Source organism: Acetobacter sp. DsW_059 (assembly GCF_002153695.1).
Classification (GTDB): Bacteria; Pseudomonadota; Alphaproteobacteria; order Acetobacterales; family Acetobacteraceae; genus Acetobacter; species Acetobacter thailandicus.
Window position 1 is genome coordinate 1 of the sequence record NZ_JOPI01000038.1, and the last position, 16507, is coordinate 16507.

The window sequence follows — 16507 nt, forward strand, 5'->3', positions numbered from 1 at the left end:
AAACTGTTTTCTAAAAAGGAATCAAATCATGAAAAAATCTACCTTAGCTAAACTTGCTGTTGTTCTTTTTGCTTACCCAAACCTGACGACCTGCTCTGTTCCAGCTGTTAAAGCAGCACCGGTACAGCATGTCGTTGCTCACACAACAACGGCACATTGATCGTCAGATCAGTCTGACCTGAAGCCTGGCGATGCCGGGCTTCAGGAGATGGGCTCTGTATTTTAAAAGTAAACCGGTATTATATTATAGTAATTTTTATCTAAACTTTTCCGCGCGCCAGGTATTTCTTTTTTCCTTTCAGTCCTTTTTTCATAAGGACCGGAAGAATCATTCGCCAGACACGCGGCATAATTAACATAAGCTGCGCCAGCACGCCGTCTGAACTCGGACAAAAAATCTCTGCTTTCGGACGCAAAAGAAGGCGCTGAACAATGCAGGCTATTTCATCCGGTGACGAGGGCGCCGTTACAAAATTTAAAGGAGAACCGCCACTATCAATTTCTTTTTGCAGCATCGGTGTATCAACGGCACCAGGAAACACTGAGGATACACGCAAACCGAGTGGCTGCACATCCTGAGCCAGAGCCAGAGCATATCCACGTAAACCAAATTTACTGGCAGTATAAATGCTGCTCCCCGCCAGAGGCACAAGAGCTGCCATAGAGTTAATAAAGATGATGTGCCCGGCTGCTGGCATAAGCGGCAACAACAAAGTTGTTAAAAAAACCGGGGCTTCGAGATTAACCCGCAGCTGCCAGGAGGCGCTTTCGATATCGTAATCTCCTGCTCTCTGAGGATTAATAACGCCTGCACAGTGAATTAATGCGGCAAGCGTAACACCAGCCTGACGCAAATCATCAGTCAGTGCTTCTATCTGCTGATTCTGTGCAATATCGCAGGCAACTGGCGTAACGTGATCCTGCGGCTGAAAATCACCGGCACGGTTGACCGCCAGAATGTGATACCCCTGACTGACAAGACGCTGCACAAGGTGGACACCAATCCCACCTGTTGCTCCGGTTAACAAAGCAACAGGGCGATTAATATCAGAAGGTAACTTCATAAAAGACATAGAGAGCAAAGCCAGAGTTGTTCCTTGCTCCTATATGAACGCTCTCTATCTCTTTGTCACGTATGGTAACAATTTATTATCATACTGTAAGGACACGACCTGCAATCGTTTTCAGCCTGGCCAGTAAAGCAGGGTCACGCGCTTCAGGTGCTGTAATCAGTGCGTGCTCAAGTGCACGGTCACACCCGGCAAAACACAGGTCACGCCGCTGACCAAGCGCAGGAATAACGGCTTTAACCAGTGCCTTCGCATTTGCAGAGTTTTTTTGCATAATTTTGATAACGCTATCTACCGTCACATTATCATGCTCTTCATGCCAGCAGTCATAATCTGTAACCATGGCAACCGTCGCGTAGCACATTTCAGCTTCACGCGCTAAAGACGCTTCCGGCATATTGGTCATACCAATGACAGAACACCCCCATGAACGATAAAGTTCACTTTCCGCACGTGTCGAAAACTGCGGGCCTTCCATCACCAGGTAAGTACCGCCACGCACAACATTCAGGTCCAGCGCTCTGGCCTGGGTTTCGAGCACACTGCCTATACGAGGGCAAAGCGGGTCTGCCATAGAGATATGAGCAACACATCCTGTGTCAAAGAAGCTTTTTTCACGCCAGATCGTACGGTCAATAAACTGATCAACAATAACAAAATGACCAGGAGGCAGCTCCTCCTTCAGGGAGCCAACAGCCGACAGAGAAACAATGTCTGTGACCCCGGACATTTTCATCGCAGAGATATTTGCCCGGTAGTTGAGACGTGAAGGCGGGATAGGATGCCCACGCCCGTGACGGGGCAAAAATACACATTTCACGCCGTCGAAACGCCCGAACAGCAGCTGGTCAGATGGTGCTCCCCATGGCGTCTCCACTGTACGCCACTCTTTGTTCTCAAGACCATCAATATCATAGAGGCCTGAACCACCGATAAGACCAATAACAGGCTCTACACTCTTATTTTCTGACATGAGACCAGATTCTCCGCTTCAGGATAACAAATATAATGATGAGAAAACACAGATAGAGCACAACGCCAACACCCAGCCGGCGTTTACTGTCACGATGCGGCTCAGAAACCCACTCCAGAAAGGTCGTCACATCATGCGCCTGCTGCTGTACAGTAGCAGGATGACCGTCCGTGAATGAGACAGCATTGTCATGAAGTGGCGGTGGCATAGCCGTAATATGCCCTATCATATAAGGGTTAGCGTATCGCGGCGCTTTCTCCCCCCCAACAGGCTCACCATAGCTTGTCAGCATAGCATAAATACGATCTGCCCCGCCGGGATGAATCAGACCTATACGTGACAGATCAGGAGGAACAGCCCCTCCGTTCGCTGCACGGGCCGCAGCAGGGCTACTATACGGTGAAGGCAGAAAATCGTCGGGCAACCCTTTACGAAACTTAAAATGTCCTGCTTCATCATGACCCGCAGCGATCTGCCAGGATTCAGCTAAAGCAATTGTCTGCTCAGGTGTCAGACCCATCTGACTCAGGTCGGAAAAGTGAACCTGTTTAAGGCTGTGACAGGCTGAACATACTTTTGCAAAAACTGCGTAGCCTCTCTGTACAGCGCTGAGATCGAAATGCCCGACAGGCCCCTCAAACGACCAGTGCTGAGGCGGGGCTTTCTGAGGCAGTAAAGAGGACTGTGCGTCAGCACTCTTTACACAGCCTGCACCCTGTACGGCTGCAAAGAACACGGATGCGATAACGAGATATTTTTTCACAAACATCGCTCAGTCTTCCACTTCATCAGGCAGATCAGCTTTCTGAGAACGAGCTGCCAGAGGCAGAAAAATGAGAAAATAACCATAATACCCGGCCATAGCGATACGCTCGACCAGCAACCAGTCACCCTGCACATGGTGCTTACCGGCAAGGCCAGACACAACAAAACATGCAATAAGCATACACAGGGCAATGCGCGACTGAACATGCATGCGCCCCCACGGCCTTCCGTCAACAGGCGCATCGTCCAGGGACGGAACAAAAAACAAAATCAGTACAGCCCCTGCTGAGAGCACAAGGCCGCCAAATTTTGAAGGAATAGCCTGCAACATCCCGTAAAATGGCAGGAAATACCATTCAGGCTCAATGCTGGCAGGAGTGTGCAGCGGGTTAGCAGGGCGATAATTCTCTGGCTCTGTCACCAGACCAGGCCAGAAGCACATTACAGCTACAAAAGCCAGTGCGCAGACAAGGATACTTAATACGTCTTTCACAGTGAAATAGGGGTGAAAAGACAGCATACGCTCACGGCCCTGCCCTTTGCTGCCTGACGGGCTGCTACTGCCCTTAAAGTGCACAATAGCGATATGCAAAGCCACAAGACCGGCAATGCTGAATGCGATAGTAAAATGCAACACAAACATACGGCGCAATGTAGGAGAACCGGGGCTATCCCCTCCCAGAAAAATCGATTCAAGCAATGGCCCGACACCAGGAACCGCCCCTGCGGCCTTACCTGCGATGTCGGCACCCCAGTAGGACATCTGCCCCCATGGCAGCACATAACCAGCAAAAGCTGTCATCATCGCCATGAGCAACAACGTCACACCACTATGCCATATCGCCCGGCGTGGTGCGGCATAAGAGCGATAACACAACCCCCGAAACATATGGATATAGAGAGCTGCCATAAAAAAGCTGGCTCCGGTGGTATGAATAGCCCTGAGCAGCCAGCCTGCTGCACCCCGGCGCTCAAGGGCTTCAACCGAACTAAATGCCAGAGACGCATCAGGCGTGTAAGACGTTGCCAGCAATAAACCGCTTGCTATCATCAGTGCCAGCACCATCAGCAGCACAGCACCAAGAGTCCAGAGCAGGTTAAGGTCACCTGGCACAGGAAAACTCATATAATTTCTGATAAAACCAGACAGACTATGCGCGTCTTTGCGCTCTGTATTCTCTGAAGACTGCGCAGATTGTTCGCCGGACATTTTCTTCTCTGCCAGAGTGGTCGGGCTTTTCAGCCCTTATTAATGCCGCAAACAGATATCATGTCTTGCCCTGTTGCGTCAGACCTTTACTTCATCAGGCCTGAAATACCTGCCGTCCTGCTCAGAAATCAGCCTGACATAAAAGCGGATATGACGATAAACTCTGCCAGAAATGAGACATAAAAATATTTTCAAAAATAGCGATACAAAAAACGAAAAGAAAAACAAATCTTTACAAAATGATGACAGACCGCGATGAAACAAACATAACCCTTAGCGGGAAGCTTCTCATCTCTGCACTCAAAAGAGCAAAAGAACACCGGCATGACCTCAGACACACAACATTCAGCCTCCGGGCATATTGCCCTCAAAACGGAAGCCCGACTGTGGTTTGAATCCCTCCGCGATAAAATCTGTACAGCCTTTGAGCAGATCGAACAGGAGAGCTGTGAACGCAAAACACCTGTGCTCAGGGAACGTACAGCAGCCGGGCAGTTTAAAAGAAAAACCTGGCAACGTCAGAATGAAGATGGCTCGCCCGGCGGCGGTGGCACTATGAGCCTGATGTCAGGGCGTGTGTTTGAAAAAGTAGGCGTGAATGTTTCAACAGTTGAGGGAACATTTACCCCGGCTTTCGCTCAGACTATTCCCGGGGCAGCAGAAGACCCCCGCTTTTTTGCTACCGGCATAAGTCTGGTTGCTCATATGTGCAGCCCGCTGGTGCCGGCTGTACACTTTAACACCCGTATGATTATTACCACACAGGGCTGGTTTGGCGGTGGTGGCGATATCACTCCGATGTTCCCTGCCTCTGATGAGGCCGCTCATGATGCTGAACTTTTTCACAACGCCCTGAAAAATGCCTGTGAGAAACACGACCCCGGTTATTATCCCCGCTTTAAAAAATGGTGTGATGAATATTTCTTCCTGCCTCACCGCGATGAGCCCAGAGGTCTTGGAGGTATTTTCTATGACCGTCTCAACAGTGGTGATGTCGCGGCAGACTTCGCTTTTACAAAAGACGTTGGCCTTGCCTTCCTTGAGAGTTATCCGGCCATCGTGCAGCAACGCATGACACTCCCATGGAGTGAAGAACAACGCGAGGCACAGCTCATTCGCCGCGGGCGCTATGTCGAATTTAACCTTTTGCATGACCGCGGCACATTATTTGGCCTGAAAACAGGCGGCCACACCGAAGCAATTCTGATGAGCATGCCACCAGAAGTGAAATGGCCATAACCCTAAAAAACGTTCAGAAAAATTATGCTCTTTCATTTAAAAAAAACTTTATAAGAGTACATCTCAGGCAGAATTGACGTTCACCCCTGATAAAGGAGAATTGCCCTCGTGCCGTGTAACACTACGCAGCATAATGCACCCCGGACTTTTTCACGTCGACGTTTGCTGAAAAATACCTCGGCCGGTCTCTGTGCTGCATCTGTTAACGCTCTGCTGCCGGAGAAAAGGCACACAGCCTATGCTGCAACCACCGGAGCACAATGCCTTGTTGTCGCAGGCATGGCAGATAGCATATGCGGGCAATGGGCTGATCTTCTTGCACCCTCCCTGGCTGAGAGACTTCGCTTACCTGCTTTCAAACTCAAAAACACTCTGGGGTGGGACGGCATTACCGCAGCCAACCTGTTTGAAGTTCAGCAGATGCAGGTACAACCTCCTGCCGGGCTGGTTGTGCCGGGTACGGTTATTCTTGCTGAACTTGGTGGCGACTCGCGGGTTCACTATGATTATCAGCGCTGGATTCCGACCTTTCTGAGCTACCAGCCAACCGTTACTGTTGGTCGTATCTCTCTGCACCGCTCTTTCTCTGCCATACTGAAAGAGCACCCTTTGCGTGTTGCAGTTTCAGGATATACCGGCAGAGAACTCCCCTCCCTTCTGGCACTTGAGCTACTTAAGCTGCATCCTTTACCCCTGACAGGGTTTGGCACACCAGAATCAGCTATTGAAGCTCTGCTGTCAGGCGCAGTTGATATCATTCAGTTACCCGTTGATTCTGCTTATGCTGACCGTATCGCCAGCCTGAAAGAAAAAGGCTTCAGGCCTCTTTTTACAAATTGTCTTTATAAAAATATTCTGCCTGCCACCGAGCTGCCGCCTGTTTTCGGCAGCATCTGCATACAGGAACGTCCGCGCGCCTTTACCAGCCCGCTTTATAAAGTCTGGAGCACAGCAACAACGGCAAGTACGTTATGCGCCGGTTTAATGATGCCTTTTCTGTCTGCACCGGAAACAGTCGCACACTGGCGACAGGCCTGTCAGGAACTGGCGGCCTTACCTGACATCAGAAATCACGCCAGAGCAGAAAATGAAGTCATTAAAACAGGTGCTGACTGTATGGCACTTTATGCTGCGACAAAAGCCGACACTTTAACAACCATAACTCTGCGACGCTGGCTGGCACTCAATATACCACGCTGGCGCGATGCTCAGGCGAGTAACAAACCTGCACTAAACACGACGACGACGCAGTAATATTTTTACGGCTCCCCGGTTTGCTGCATGGGGATACACCACACCAAGCATACGGGCCCGCAGCTCAGGGCGGTCAAGCCAGAATGGCAGCTCACGCCGCAGGATGCCGCCTTCTCCACCTGAACCAAGCCCGGTAATAATTTCTACACAGCGCAGGCCCTGGCGATAAGAAACATCCATAAACTCAAGCAGGCGATGATAAGCCTCCTGCGCAACCAGACCGTGCAGATCAAGGCGACGCTGAACGCGTGTCTTACCCTGCTCAAAGTTGCGCCAGCTCTGATCATCTATACCAGGACTCCGACGCCCGATTTTATCAGCCGGGTGTATCTGCCGCTGCACCTGTGCCGAGGCAGGAGAAACAGGCGCAAAAAAAGCCGGGAAAGTATGGTCGCGCGAAAGCACCTCAGATGGAAAATAAGGTGCCCCGGCGTGGCTTTTACTCTGGCGGGCGGGTTTCTTTTCAGGCTCTGAAATCTGCGTGGCAGTACAGTCCTTAACAGCATCATCAGCAGCGTTACGCAAAGGCACAACGTCGCTCATCACGCGGCCCCATAACACTTTTTCTTCTTCAGCTAACTGCCGCCACCTCGCCACAACCTGTTTTCTCCCTTACCTGCTCCCGCACTGACGCGACTGTGCGGGAGACCTCATGCTTTATCAGTTATGGCCCATCCCGGCCAGTGACTTGCCCTGATAACGCCCTGTCAGCGTTTTGAGAAAGGCAACGATATCAGCCACATCCTGATCTGAGATGTGAGTATCTGGTGTCTGATAGCGTGCCATCTGACGAACAGCTTCCTCAAGGGTCTTCACACTGCCATCATGGAAATATGGCGCCGTCTGATCAATGTTCCTCAGTGTTGGCACAACGAAACGCGACCGGTCCTCTTCCTTATGCGTTACAGTATAACGCCCCAGATCAGCATCAGTCATCGGGCCGCCGCGATCTTTAAAGTAATCCCCTTCAAGACCCATAATCTCATAGGCACCACCACCAAGTGCAACTCCGTTATGACAGCCGGAACAGCCAACAGACTTAAACTTAGCATACCCACGCCGGGCCTGCTCGCTAATGGCTGACTCATTGCCCTTAAGGTAAGCATCAAAAGGACTATCGGGGGTCAGTAATGTTTTTTCAAATTCAGCAATTGCCCCTGTTATCGTATTCTCATCGACTTCTGCATCAGGGCCATAAGCTTCATGGAACAGATCCATGTAGTGTGGGTCAGCCATTACCTTTGCGGCAACTTCTTTCCAGTCATGTGAACCCATCTCAAGCGGATTCATAACCGGACCGGCGGCCTGTGCCGCAAGGTCTGGCGCACGGCCGTTCCAGAACTGCGCAATTTTGAAATAGGCATTATACACCGTTGGCACATTGATTGGCCCCTTCTGCCCTCCAATGCCGGTTGCTGTAACCAGATGGTCAACCCCGCCATGGTTAAGATCATGGCAGCTTGCACAGCTGATTGTGCCATCACCTGAAAGCTTTTTATCAAAAAAGAGCTGCTGACCCAGAGCAACCTTTGCCTGATCAGTCAGAACTGCAGCCGGAATTGGGCGCACAGGCTGCCCTTCAAATTTACTGACAGCACCTGTGTCAGAATAATATTTACGCCGTGTATCTTCGATCCAGCGCAGAATTGACTGACGCTCAACATCAGAAAGATGGGCATGCCAGTGCATCAGAAGGTAGAGCGTTGGAGGCATACGATTTTGCGTAATAACTTCTTCAATACGCGACAGCTGCTCCTCTGTCGGAGGCTTGCCCTGCTGCATAGCGGCAAGAACCGGCTCTATGCGGAAATGACGCAGCCCCTCTCTGAGGTCTTTGCTCATCAGCTGCTTTGCCACCGGCAGATGAAAATAAAATGGCAGATTACGATTTGTTGCATGACAATAGTCACAGCGCGCCTCGGCCAGAGCATTAAACGCAGCCTGCGCAACGAGGTCTTTCGATGAAGGAGAAGAAGCCGAAAGCTTTGGGGCCGTCTCACGATCAAAATGTGTGAGATATGCGACCGTACCGCCATAAGCCAGCACGCCAACACCCACCAAAACTGCAATAGCTCTACGCAAAACCTGAACTCCTGAAAAATACTACATTCTGTCTGACGTATTTGCGTTCACCGCATGAAAACCGTCAAACAGATTATTTTTGAAATTTTCATTGATAAAAACGATCATACAAAACGATCAGATAACGATCATTAATGTTCTGAACTTTTAAACATTATACTATTTTTTACGCATAAACCACAATAAAAACCACAGGCACAGCCATAAGCGCCTGTGGTTCATTTAAAGTGTTATTAAATATCAGGCGCTACGTGCTGCAGCCAGACGCCACGTGCTGCCAGGAGAGCCAAGCAAACGCTCAAAAGTCCAGAGGTCAGAAAACTCTGTTACGGCATCTGTGCCAGCAACAGGCAAAGCGTCCGCTCCTGTGATCATACTAACCTGATCAGAAATGATCCTTACATCTATCGAAGCCAGCGTCCCGCCGTCCTGGTTATTCAGACGCACATCCTCAATACCCATAGAGAAAATCGCTTTAATCAGGGTTGTCTGCTTCTCCGAAGCGGCATCACGCGCTGTAATAGCCTTATCAAAAGACGCATAGGCCGCCGGGGTCAGACGCAGCTGTAAAACATCCCGGTTACCTGTAGCATAAGCCTCAACAACCTGCGCAAACACAGCCTGTGCCCCGGTCAAAAACTGCTGAGGGGTGAACTCGCTATCATACTGACGCACATTACCAAGCAACTGGCCGACCCGCGTATTATCTGCCGGAATCTGATAAGCCACACGCGGCACAACAGGCTCAGGCGCAGGCCCGGCTGGTGTATTTTTTACATCGGTCCGTAAAGCAGGTGGTACAGGCGCAGGCTGTATCCCCGTGCGTCGCCCCAGAACACTGCGCAGACGCAACACCAGAAATACCGCTACAAGAGCAAAAAATATGAGATCGACCGGCAAACGATCGAAAGAAAAATTCATTTTTTACACGCCCGTTTCTGTGCACTTACAAACCTGATTAATACAGCAAGCATAACCAGGGCGATCAATTGACACAATCTTAAAGCATACATCAGCTATACGCTTTTCTCCGACAAGCCCCTTGCAGAGCAGCATCTTATGTTTCTAATCTGACAGCCATGATTGTTTTGCGACATTGTGAAAGCGAATTCAACCGGCTTTACAGCCTGACAGGCCGTGACCCCGGAACGCCCGACCCCTCTCTTTCCACTCAGGGCAAAGAACACGCCCTTAAACTTGTCAGTGAGCTGCAGGGATCTGTCACGCGTATTCTGGTCTCACCCTTTACCCGCACGTTACAAACCGCAGCACCTCTGGCACAGGCTCTGAACATAACGCCCGAGATTATGCCTCTGCTACGCGAACGCAACCTTTACTCATGCGACGCAGGCTCGCCAGCCTCGACGCTTTCAAAAGCCTGGCCCGGTCTTGATTTCAGTCAACTCGATGAAAAATGGTGGTCTGGCCACCCTGAGAGTGACCACCAGCTGCAGGACCGGGTGCGCCAGTTCAAAGCGTTTATGCGCACACAACCCGATACATCACAGACACTGGTTGTATCACACTGGTGGTTTTTACTGGCACTTAGTGGTGACAGCCTTGAAAATGGCGACTGGCAGCATCAGTCTCTGTAAAACAGCCGTTTTCTCAGCTACATTGAAAGGGCTCATGCGGTATATACAGGAAACGAGGCCTGAAGGCTTTTTCTTTGCTCCTCCCCCTTGCAGATGCAGACGGAGCATGTCCTCATAAGCACATAGCCTGAACCGGCTCCGCTTAAGGAGCGGGAGCGGGTGTTCATTGTGGTCTTAATTTTTATTATAAACTACCAAGAAAGTTGCTTTTTTTATGTCCGACTCTCAACAGGTAACACCTCCTGCACTACCTCTGGCAATTAACCTGCAGTACACAAAAGACCTCTCTTTCGAGGTCCCTGCAGGCGCAGAAATTTTTGCAACCCTGAGATCTCAGCCCAACATTTCAGTGAATATTGACGTTCAGGCTAACCGCCTGCAGAACGACCAGGCGATTTACGAAGTTATTCTGACAATTAAAGCTGATGCAAAAGAAGCTCCTGAAGGTGCTAATGCTCCTGCCGGGCGCACAGTCTTCATTGTAGATCTGACATATGCCGCCGTTGTAACCCTGACCGATGCACCTGATGACCTGGTAGAACCTATTCTGCTGGTTGAAGTGCCTCGTCTGATCTTCCCATATGCACGCAACATCATCAGTGATGTAACACGTGATGGTGGCTTCCCGCCTATCGTACTGCAGCCAATCGACTTCGTTGCTCTGTGGCAGAGCAAACGCGCAGAATTCCCACAGACCGCAGGCAACGCCTGAGTCGTGGTATGAATGCCACCTCCGGAACTACGTGTTCCGGAGGTTATTCTGACACTGAGCTTTTACTTATGCTCAAGTAATGACAAAACAGACTGTGCATCAGGCCGCAAAGCGACCCTGACATGCTGCCAGCCGGCAGCCAGAAGCACCTCTGCCGTTTTTTCAGAAATAACCAGAGCCGTTGTTTTTCTTGCCTGCATCAATGCCGCACCGGGAGACAGAGCACGGATCCATCCTCTGGCACTCTCAGCTGAAAAAAACAGAATATTGCTGACCCCCTCGTTTATAAGAGCCAGCTGAACAGCTTCATCTATATTTTCTGCAGGCAGGGCGGCGTATGTCACGTGCCTGACCACATCGAAACCCTCCGCCTGCAGGCGTGCAAGCAATGCATTTCCCTGCCCGTCACCGGCCAGTAACAGCAAAGTTCCGACAGACGGAGCGACCTGTTTTTTAAGCACAGCTACGAGAGCTTCAGCATTACCCTGTGCGCTGTAAACACGATGAAAGCCTGCAGCCTGCGCGCGCTGTGCTGTACGGTCACCAACGGCATAAACCGGCAGCCATCTGTCAGCTGTTATCGCTTGTGCCCCGCAAACAGCCTGACCACTGGTAAGAATAATACCTGCCGGATTAGCAACGGAAGACAATACCGTTTCATACTGAATAACATGCAGCGCGGGTGAGGCATAAGCGCGCCAGCCGGCCTGCTCAACAGCCCGCATCGTTTCAGACAGACCGGGCTCAGGCCGGGTAACGATAACCCCGCCTGCTTTCATCATTCTTCAAAAATAGAAGCGGGACTATCGGCACGCAGACTTTTACCAAGCTCCCGCCCCAGACGCTCTGCATCTGCCGGTGCCCCGCTGATATCACGCTTAAGCAGGAAGGTTCCGTCCTCACTGGCGACAAGACCTGTCAGATGCAGCTGAGGCTCCTCACCGGCGACAAGAGGAATCAACTGTGCATATCCACCAATAGGGGTGCGACAGGAACCATCAAGCTCAGCCAGCAAAGCACGCTCTGCGGTGGAGACTGCACGGGCTTCATAGTCTTCAATCGCAGCCAGCAGCTCGCGCAGCTCAACATTATCCTCACGCACCGTTACACCAACAATGCCCTGCCCGGCGGCTGGCACCATAACTGTGGGATCAAACACTATGTCAGCACGTTCAGCCATTCCCAGGCGGCGCAGACCTGCGAGCGCCAGCAGAGTCGCATCACACTGGCGGCCGGCTAACTTATCGATACGAGTCTGTACGTTGCCACGCAGCAAACCAAATTTAAGATCCGGCCTGGCATGAAGCATCTGCGCCTGACGACGCACTGAAGCACACCCAACGAGTGCGCCATGTGGCAAAGCAGAATAAGGATCCTCCGGGTCAGCCTGACGTAACTCAGGACCAAGGATCAGAGCATCACGAGCATCTTCACGTTTAAGAGTACAGGCCAGCACCAGACCGGGCGGCAGGTCCGTTTCGAGATCTTTAAGGCTGTGAACAGCAAAATCGATACGACCGTCGGACAGAGCTTCGTGAATTTCTTTAGAAAATAATCCCTTACCGCCAATTTCTGCCAGGCGGCGGTTTTGAACCTGGTCACCGGTGGTGTTAATCTGGTGCTCCTGAAATGCGTTCATATCACGCAAAACCGGGCAAAACCGGGTCAGCATCGTAAGGAAAGCCCTCGTCTGCACCAGCGCCAGCGGCGAACCACGTGTACCAACCCGCAAAGGCAGCTGGCTGCGCGAAGCATGTCCGGTTGTCTTTTTCTGGCGGGCGGCTGCTTCTGCTGCAATTTTCTGCAGAGCGGGCGAAAGGGCTGGTGAGGAGGGTGAGGCTGAATCCATGAGTCCTGTCTATTACCAGAAAGAATGAAAAGACAAGCAGCCATAATGCCCGGCAGGATTGAAAAATTTGTAACCCAGCCGGCCAGCCGCACCGCCACACATCATCTGACCCACGACATGCCCCGGCGTTTGCCTTATACAGGCCACGTCAGCACAATACGAGAGAGCGGAAGGCAGATAATGACAGCTGACAGCTTTTTTTCTGTCGTATAGAAAGCCTGCTATGAACATCTGGCATAACGGGGCACAGACCCGCCCTCACACTAAAGGCGCAGAATAATGTCGATACAGCACACCGGCATTGCTGGCCCGGTTCTGGCCATAGAATCCTCCTGCGATGAAACCGCCTGCGCCATTCTGGCCCCTGACGGCACCTGCCTTGCGCAACGTCTTATCTCGCAGGATGGCCATGCAGATTTTGGCGGAGTTGTGCCTGAAATTGCTGCCCGCGCGCATCTGGCACTCCTTCCCGGCCTTGTCAGCCAGACGCTGAAAGACGCTGCCATGGCCCCTGAGGATATCGGCTTTATTGCAGCCAGCACCGGCCCGGGCCTTATTGGCGGGCTGATTGTTGGTACGGGCTTTGCCAAAGGTCTGGCACTTGCCCTGAATAAGCCCTTCGTTGCAGTGAACCATGTTGAAGCCCATGCCCTGACGGCACGCCTGCCCGGGCTGGTACCTGGTGGTGCGCCATTCCCCTACCTGTTGCTCCTCGTCTCGGGCGGGCACTGCCAGTGCATTGCCGTTGAGGGTGTGGGGCAGTACCGCAAACTGGGCGGCACCATTGACGATGCAGCAGGTGAGGCCTTTGACAAAGTCGCTAAAATGCTTGGCCTGAGCTGGCCCGGCGGCCCTGCACTTGAAAAACTGGCACGTGATGGCAACCCTGACGCTATTGCTCTGCCACGCCCGCTTGCCGGACGTGCGGGATGTGACTTTTCTTTTTCCGGCCTGAAAACTGCCGTGTCACAAAAACTTGCCCCTTATGGGCAGACAGCTCTGCCCTACCGGTTCGCGGCTGATCTCGCGGCATCTTTTCAGCAGGCTGTGGCTGATGTGGTAGCCAACCGCATACAGCAGGCCTTTGATATGATGCCCGAGGCCACATTGCTGGTGTGCGCCGGTGGTGTAGCTGCCAACACTGTGCTGCGCGCACGCCTTGAAGACGTTGCTGCCAGCCGCGGACTGCGTTTTGCAGCTCCCCCGCTCAAACTCTGCACCGATAATGCCGTTATGGTCGGCTGGGCGGCGCTTGAAACCTGCCAGGAGGCCGCACGCCGTGGCCTGCCCCACCCTGACGACAGCACAACGCGCCCCCGCCCCCGCTGGCCACTGGAGGAAATGACACAGCGGTTTGAAACTGAAACGCAGGCGGAGTAGACTTGGATGTCAGATCTCGTTGTTCATTGCGCAAACTCTGACCTGAACAGCATAGCAACGGCTCTTCAGACTGCCAAAATCCATCTGATTGATGACACCAGACATGGGCGGCCCTGGAAAGAGATTCTTCAGGGGGCCGTGACGCTCTGCGTTGGACTTTTCGCCGGCTGGATTGCCTGACAGCAAAAAGAAATTGCCAAAGAGAACAAAGAAATCACAAAACAAAAATTAAAATTAGAAATTTTTGAAAAAAGAATGGAAATAATAAGCAATATTGAAAACTTTTACAAAACACAAAATGATTTACGATTATTTGAACTTGAAAAAGAAATTATCATTCAAATAAAAAGATCTTCAGTTGAATTCGAATATGATGGAGATATAAAATATAAAGAACCAATAAAAAAACTTGCAGATTAATACATAAAAATACCAAGTAATTATAAAAATAATATCATTAACATAGAAAATATAATAAAATGATTATTTACAGAAAATACATCAATTTTGATTAATGAAATTAATGATAAATTAAATGAATCATATAAAATTAGACTTGATTATATGAAGGATATAGATATCATTGAAGATAAATTCACAATAAAAGATGAATTAAAAACACTACAATCTGACTTCAACCAAGTATACGATGACATGTGGGAAAGCCTTCGCGAGAACGAATTTAAAGGTCTCAGCAACTGGTAAACATCCCCCCTGCCTGGCGGCAGCACGCGCAACATGATGAAAAACCTGCCCCGCACATAATCTCTGTTTTCAATTCTCAGCAGCTCGATTATGCACAGAGCATGAACTACAGACATGCCTATCACGCCGGAAATTTTGCTGACTGCATGAAGCACGCGCTTCTGGTCTCTTTGCTTAGCCATTTTTTGCGCAAGCCCGCTCCTTTCATGGTGCTCGACACTCACGCCGGTCTTGGCCGTTATGACCTGCTCAGCACCGAAGCCGAAAAAACCCAGGAGTGGCACAGCGGCATAGGCCTGCTGGCTGACGAGCCGCATCACAGCCCGCTTACCCCCTGGCTGGAACAGGTTAAAAAAACCCGCAACCCGCATGTCTACCCAGGTTCACCGCTGCTCATTTCTTATCTGCTGCGCGAGCAGGACAGGCTGATCTGCTGTGAAAAGCACCCTGATGATAAGCGTAAGCTTTATGGTGTTTTTGCCCGCAACCCCGCGGTAGCTGTGCATGAGCGCGACGGATACGAGGCCCTGCGTGCCCTGCTGCCCCCCAAAGATATTAAGCGCGGACTTGTACTGATTGACCCGCCGTTTGAAGAGCTGAATGAGTTTGCCCGTCTGGCCCAGGCTGTCAGCACCATTCAGGCACGTTTTCCCGCTGCTATTATTGCCATCTGGTATCCCATTAAGCACCGTACACCAGTGCGTAACTTTATGACCGGCCTGCAGGATGCCGGCGTGCGTGATATTCTGACCGCAGAACTGCTGATGAAGCCCGCCACTGACCCTGATCAGCTTAACGGCTCAGGGCTTATGGTCATTAAACCACCCTATGGCTTTGCTGAGCAGGCAAGCCAGCAGCTGACCCGCCTGAAAACCGTATTTCATGCTTTTAGTGCTGAGGTTGTGCAGTCAGTCGCGCAATAAAGCGCGACCTCACTGAACGGCTTTAAGGTGCAGCCATATATCTGTGACAAAGCCCTGCACACCGGCTTCGAGAATCTGCACGCCAATACACAACAAAACAAGGGCTGCCATCCGGCTGACAATACGGGTCCCGGTTGTGCCCAGCATGCCCACAAATTTGTCAGCCCCGGCATAAACCGCCCAGACAATCAGCACCACACAGGTCGCTGCAAGACTCAGGGCAATCTCATAGGGCAAAAAAGGCTCATCCGGCGGGCAGCCTGACCCGAGGGCAATGGCAACAGCAATTGTACCCGGCCCGACGGTAAAGGGCATTGCCAGCGGAAAAAACGCGGTATCTGCCCAGTTGGGGGCCATAACGGTTTTACCGTCCTGCAGTGCCTGCTGCTCTTTTTTAGCCTCCATCACCTCGGGCCGCTGCAGCAAAAACCAGGCACGTACGGCAACAACCAGACCACCTGCCACACGCAGTGCATTGACTGTTACGCCAAAGAACACCAGCACTTTGCCGCCAAACCAGATCGAGACCATCACGATAATAAAAGAGTAAAAAGCGACCAGCCGGCTGAGTGCCCTGATTTCACCTGGTGAGCGACCAGCTGTTGCCTGTGCAAAGATTAAGGACGCCCCAAAGGGGTTCACAATTGAGAACAAGGCCGGAAAAGCCAGAAGAAAAGCTGATATCGCCGTGGACACACTATTCCCGTGCAAAAACGACGCCACAAACGGTAATGACATCTGCAATACTCA

At 51.2% G+C, this 16507-nt stretch carries 18 protein-coding genes; 8 read left to right on the forward strand and 10 right to left on the reverse strand.

The genetic code is table 11. From position 1 onward, the window contains the following. The first annotated feature begins 28 nt into the window (after positions 1 to 28). Positions 29 to 160: a hypothetical protein gene (locus tag HK25_RS13505; RefSeq protein ID WP_255375970.1), complete on the forward strand. Its 132-nt coding sequence runs from the start codon at positions 29 to 31 to the stop codon at positions 158 to 160. 100 nt (positions 161 to 260) lie between these two features. On the opposite strand, the gene HK25_RS08905 is transcribed toward HK25_RS13505, so the two are convergent. From HK25_RS08905 to HK25_RS08920, 4 genes are all read right to left on the reverse strand, one after another. Then, a complete protein-coding gene (locus HK25_RS08905) occupies positions 261 to 1073 on the reverse strand; it encodes an SDR family oxidoreductase (RefSeq protein WP_233127766.1) in 813 nt (270 codons plus the stop codon). Between the two features lie 79 nt (positions 1074 to 1152). Continuing rightward, the gene (locus tag HK25_RS08910; protein WP_086635977.1) at positions 1153 to 2043 is read right to left on the reverse strand and encodes an S-methyl-5'-thioadenosine phosphorylase; all 891 of its coding nucleotides are present in this window, start codon (positions 2041 to 2043) and stop codon (positions 1153 to 1155) included. Further along, positions 2030 to 2806, reverse strand: a complete 777-nt coding sequence (locus HK25_RS08915; RefSeq protein ID WP_233127767.1) for a cytochrome c1 — start codon at positions 2804 to 2806, stop codon at positions 2030 to 2032. Before HK25_RS08915 ends, HK25_RS08910 begins: the two co-directional genes overlap by 14 nt. A 9-nt stretch (positions 2807 to 2815) precedes the next feature. Beyond that, positions 2816 to 4018 (reverse strand): cytochrome b N-terminal domain-containing protein, encoded by a 1203-nt coding sequence (locus HK25_RS08920; RefSeq protein ID WP_086635979.1) that lies wholly within the window; start codon positions 4016 to 4018, stop codon positions 2816 to 2818. A 324-nt stretch (positions 4019 to 4342) separates the two neighbouring features. Between HK25_RS08920 and hemF the strand changes: the two genes are divergently transcribed. Then, positions 4343 to 5257, forward strand: coding sequence for an oxygen-dependent coproporphyrinogen oxidase (gene hemF, locus HK25_RS08925; protein WP_086635980.1), 915 nt, complete (start codon positions 4343 to 4345; stop codon positions 5255 to 5257). Between the two features lie 108 nt (positions 5258 to 5365). After that, positions 5366 to 6511 (forward strand): hypothetical protein, encoded by a 1146-nt coding sequence (locus HK25_RS08930; protein ID WP_086635981.1) that lies wholly within the window; start codon positions 5366 to 5368, stop codon positions 6509 to 6511. On the opposite strand, the gene HK25_RS08935 is transcribed toward HK25_RS08930, so the two are convergent. The 3 genes from HK25_RS08935 to HK25_RS08945 form a co-directional block, all read right to left on the reverse strand. Then, positions 6488 to 7108 (reverse strand): Smr/MutS family protein, encoded by a 621-nt coding sequence (locus HK25_RS08935; protein WP_369824741.1) that lies wholly within the window; start codon positions 7106 to 7108, stop codon positions 6488 to 6490. The genes HK25_RS08930 and HK25_RS08935 overlap by 24 nt on opposite strands. A gap of 63 nt (positions 7109 to 7171) precedes the next feature. Then, a complete protein-coding gene (locus tag HK25_RS08940; RefSeq protein ID WP_086554461.1) occupies positions 7172 to 8593 on the reverse strand; it encodes a cytochrome-c peroxidase in 1422 nt (473 codons plus the stop codon). 240 nt (positions 8594 to 8833) lie between these two features. Further along, the gene (locus HK25_RS08945) at positions 8834 to 9514 is read right to left on the reverse strand and encodes a Tim44/TimA family putative adaptor protein (protein ID WP_086635982.1); all 681 of its coding nucleotides are present in this window, start codon (positions 9512 to 9514) and stop codon (positions 8834 to 8836) included. 158 nt (positions 9515 to 9672) lie between these two features. On the opposite strand from HK25_RS08945, the gene HK25_RS08950 reads away from it, so the two are divergent. Then, positions 9673 to 10188 (forward strand): histidine phosphatase family protein, encoded by a 516-nt coding sequence (locus HK25_RS08950; protein ID WP_086635983.1) that lies wholly within the window; start codon positions 9673 to 9675, stop codon positions 10186 to 10188. 214 nt (positions 10189 to 10402) lie between these two features. Next, a complete protein-coding gene (gene secB, locus HK25_RS08955) occupies positions 10403 to 10900 on the forward strand; it encodes a protein-export chaperone SecB (protein ID WP_086554464.1) in 498 nt (165 codons plus the stop codon). A gap of 62 nt (positions 10901 to 10962) precedes the next feature. Here secB and HK25_RS08960 read toward each other — a convergent pair whose 3' ends face one another. Then, positions 10963 to 11682 (reverse strand): uroporphyrinogen-III synthase, encoded by a 720-nt coding sequence (locus HK25_RS08960; protein WP_233127768.1) that lies wholly within the window; start codon positions 11680 to 11682, stop codon positions 10963 to 10965. Then, positions 11679 to 12749 carry a hydroxymethylbilane synthase gene (gene hemC, locus HK25_RS08965; protein WP_086554465.1) on the reverse strand — a complete coding sequence of 357 codons (1071 nt, stop codon included), beginning with the start codon at positions 12747 to 12749 and terminating at the stop codon, positions 11679 to 11681. Before hemC ends, HK25_RS08960 begins: the two co-directional genes overlap by 4 nt. A 279-nt stretch (positions 12750 to 13028) precedes the next feature. Between hemC and tsaD the strand changes: the two genes are divergently transcribed. The 3 genes from tsaD (at position 13029) to HK25_RS08980 (ending at position 15757) form a co-directional block, all read left to right on the forward strand. Then, positions 13029 to 14129: a tRNA (adenosine(37)-N6)-threonylcarbamoyltransferase complex transferase subunit TsaD gene (gene tsaD, locus HK25_RS08970; RefSeq protein ID WP_086554466.1), complete on the forward strand. Its 1101-nt coding sequence runs from the start codon at positions 13029 to 13031 to the stop codon at positions 14127 to 14129. A gap of 6 nt (positions 14130 to 14135) precedes the next feature. Further along, positions 14136 to 14309, forward strand: coding sequence for a hypothetical protein (locus HK25_RS12970; protein WP_158092940.1), 174 nt, complete (start codon positions 14136 to 14138; stop codon positions 14307 to 14309). A 626-nt stretch (positions 14310 to 14935) separates the two neighbouring features. Then, complete coding sequence (locus tag HK25_RS08980; RefSeq protein ID WP_086635986.1) at positions 14936 to 15757, forward strand: 23S rRNA (adenine(2030)-N(6))-methyltransferase RlmJ; 822 nt, start codon at positions 14936 to 14938, stop codon at positions 15755 to 15757. Positions 15758 to 15766: 9 nt separating this feature from the next. Here the strand turns inward: HK25_RS08980 and HK25_RS08985 are convergent, their stop codons facing one another. Further along, positions 15767 to 16495: a MarC family protein gene (locus HK25_RS08985; RefSeq protein WP_086554469.1), complete on the reverse strand. Its 729-nt coding sequence runs from the start codon at positions 16493 to 16495 to the stop codon at positions 15767 to 15769. Between the last annotated feature and the right edge of the window lie 12 nt (positions 16496 to 16507).

Bases quoted from the DNA above. Each gene is read 5' to 3' on its own strand.
- HK25_RS13505 (WP_255375970.1), top strand. From the start codon at position 29: ATGAAAAAATCTACCTTAGCTAAACTTGCTGTTGTTCTTTTTGCTTAC.
- HK25_RS08905 (WP_233127766.1), bottom strand. From the start codon at position 1,073: ATGTCTTTTATGAAGTTACCTTCTGATATTAATCGCCCTGTTGCTTTG.
- HK25_RS08910 (WP_086635977.1), bottom strand. From the start codon at position 2,043: ATGTCAGAAAATAAGAGTGTAGAGCCTGTTATTGGTCTTATCGGTGGT.
- HK25_RS08920 (WP_086635979.1), bottom strand. From the start codon at position 4,018: ATGTCCGGCGAACAATCTGCGCAGTCTTCAGAGAATACAGAGCGCAAA.
- hemF (WP_086635980.1), top strand. From the start codon at position 4,343: ATGACCTCAGACACACAACATTCAGCCTCCGGGCATATTGCCCTCAAA.
- HK25_RS08945 (WP_086635982.1), bottom strand. From the start codon at position 9,514: ATGAATTTTTCTTTCGATCGTTTGCCGGTCGATCTCATATTTTTTGCT.
- HK25_RS08950 (WP_086635983.1), top strand. From the start codon at position 9,673: ATGATTGTTTTGCGACATTGTGAAAGCGAATTCAACCGGCTTTACAGC.
- secB (WP_086554464.1), top strand. From the start codon at position 10,403: ATGTCCGACTCTCAACAGGTAACACCTCCTGCACTACCTCTGGCAATT.
- HK25_RS08960 (WP_233127768.1), bottom strand. From the start codon at position 11,682: ATGATGAAAGCAGGCGGGGTTATCGTTACCCGGCCTGAGCCCGGTCTG.
- hemC (WP_086554465.1), bottom strand. From the start codon at position 12,749: ATGGATTCAGCCTCACCCTCCTCACCAGCCCTTTCGCCCGCTCTGCAG.
- tsaD (WP_086554466.1), top strand. From the start codon at position 13,029: ATGTCGATACAGCACACCGGCATTGCTGGCCCGGTTCTGGCCATAGAA.
- HK25_RS12970 (WP_158092940.1), top strand. From the start codon at position 14,136: ATGTCAGATCTCGTTGTTCATTGCGCAAACTCTGACCTGAACAGCATA.
- HK25_RS08980 (WP_086635986.1), top strand. From the start codon at position 14,936: ATGAACTACAGACATGCCTATCACGCCGGAAATTTTGCTGACTGCATG.
- HK25_RS08985 (WP_086554469.1), bottom strand. From the start codon at position 16,495: ATGTCATTACCGTTTGTGGCGTCGTTTTTGCACGGGAATAGTGTGTCC.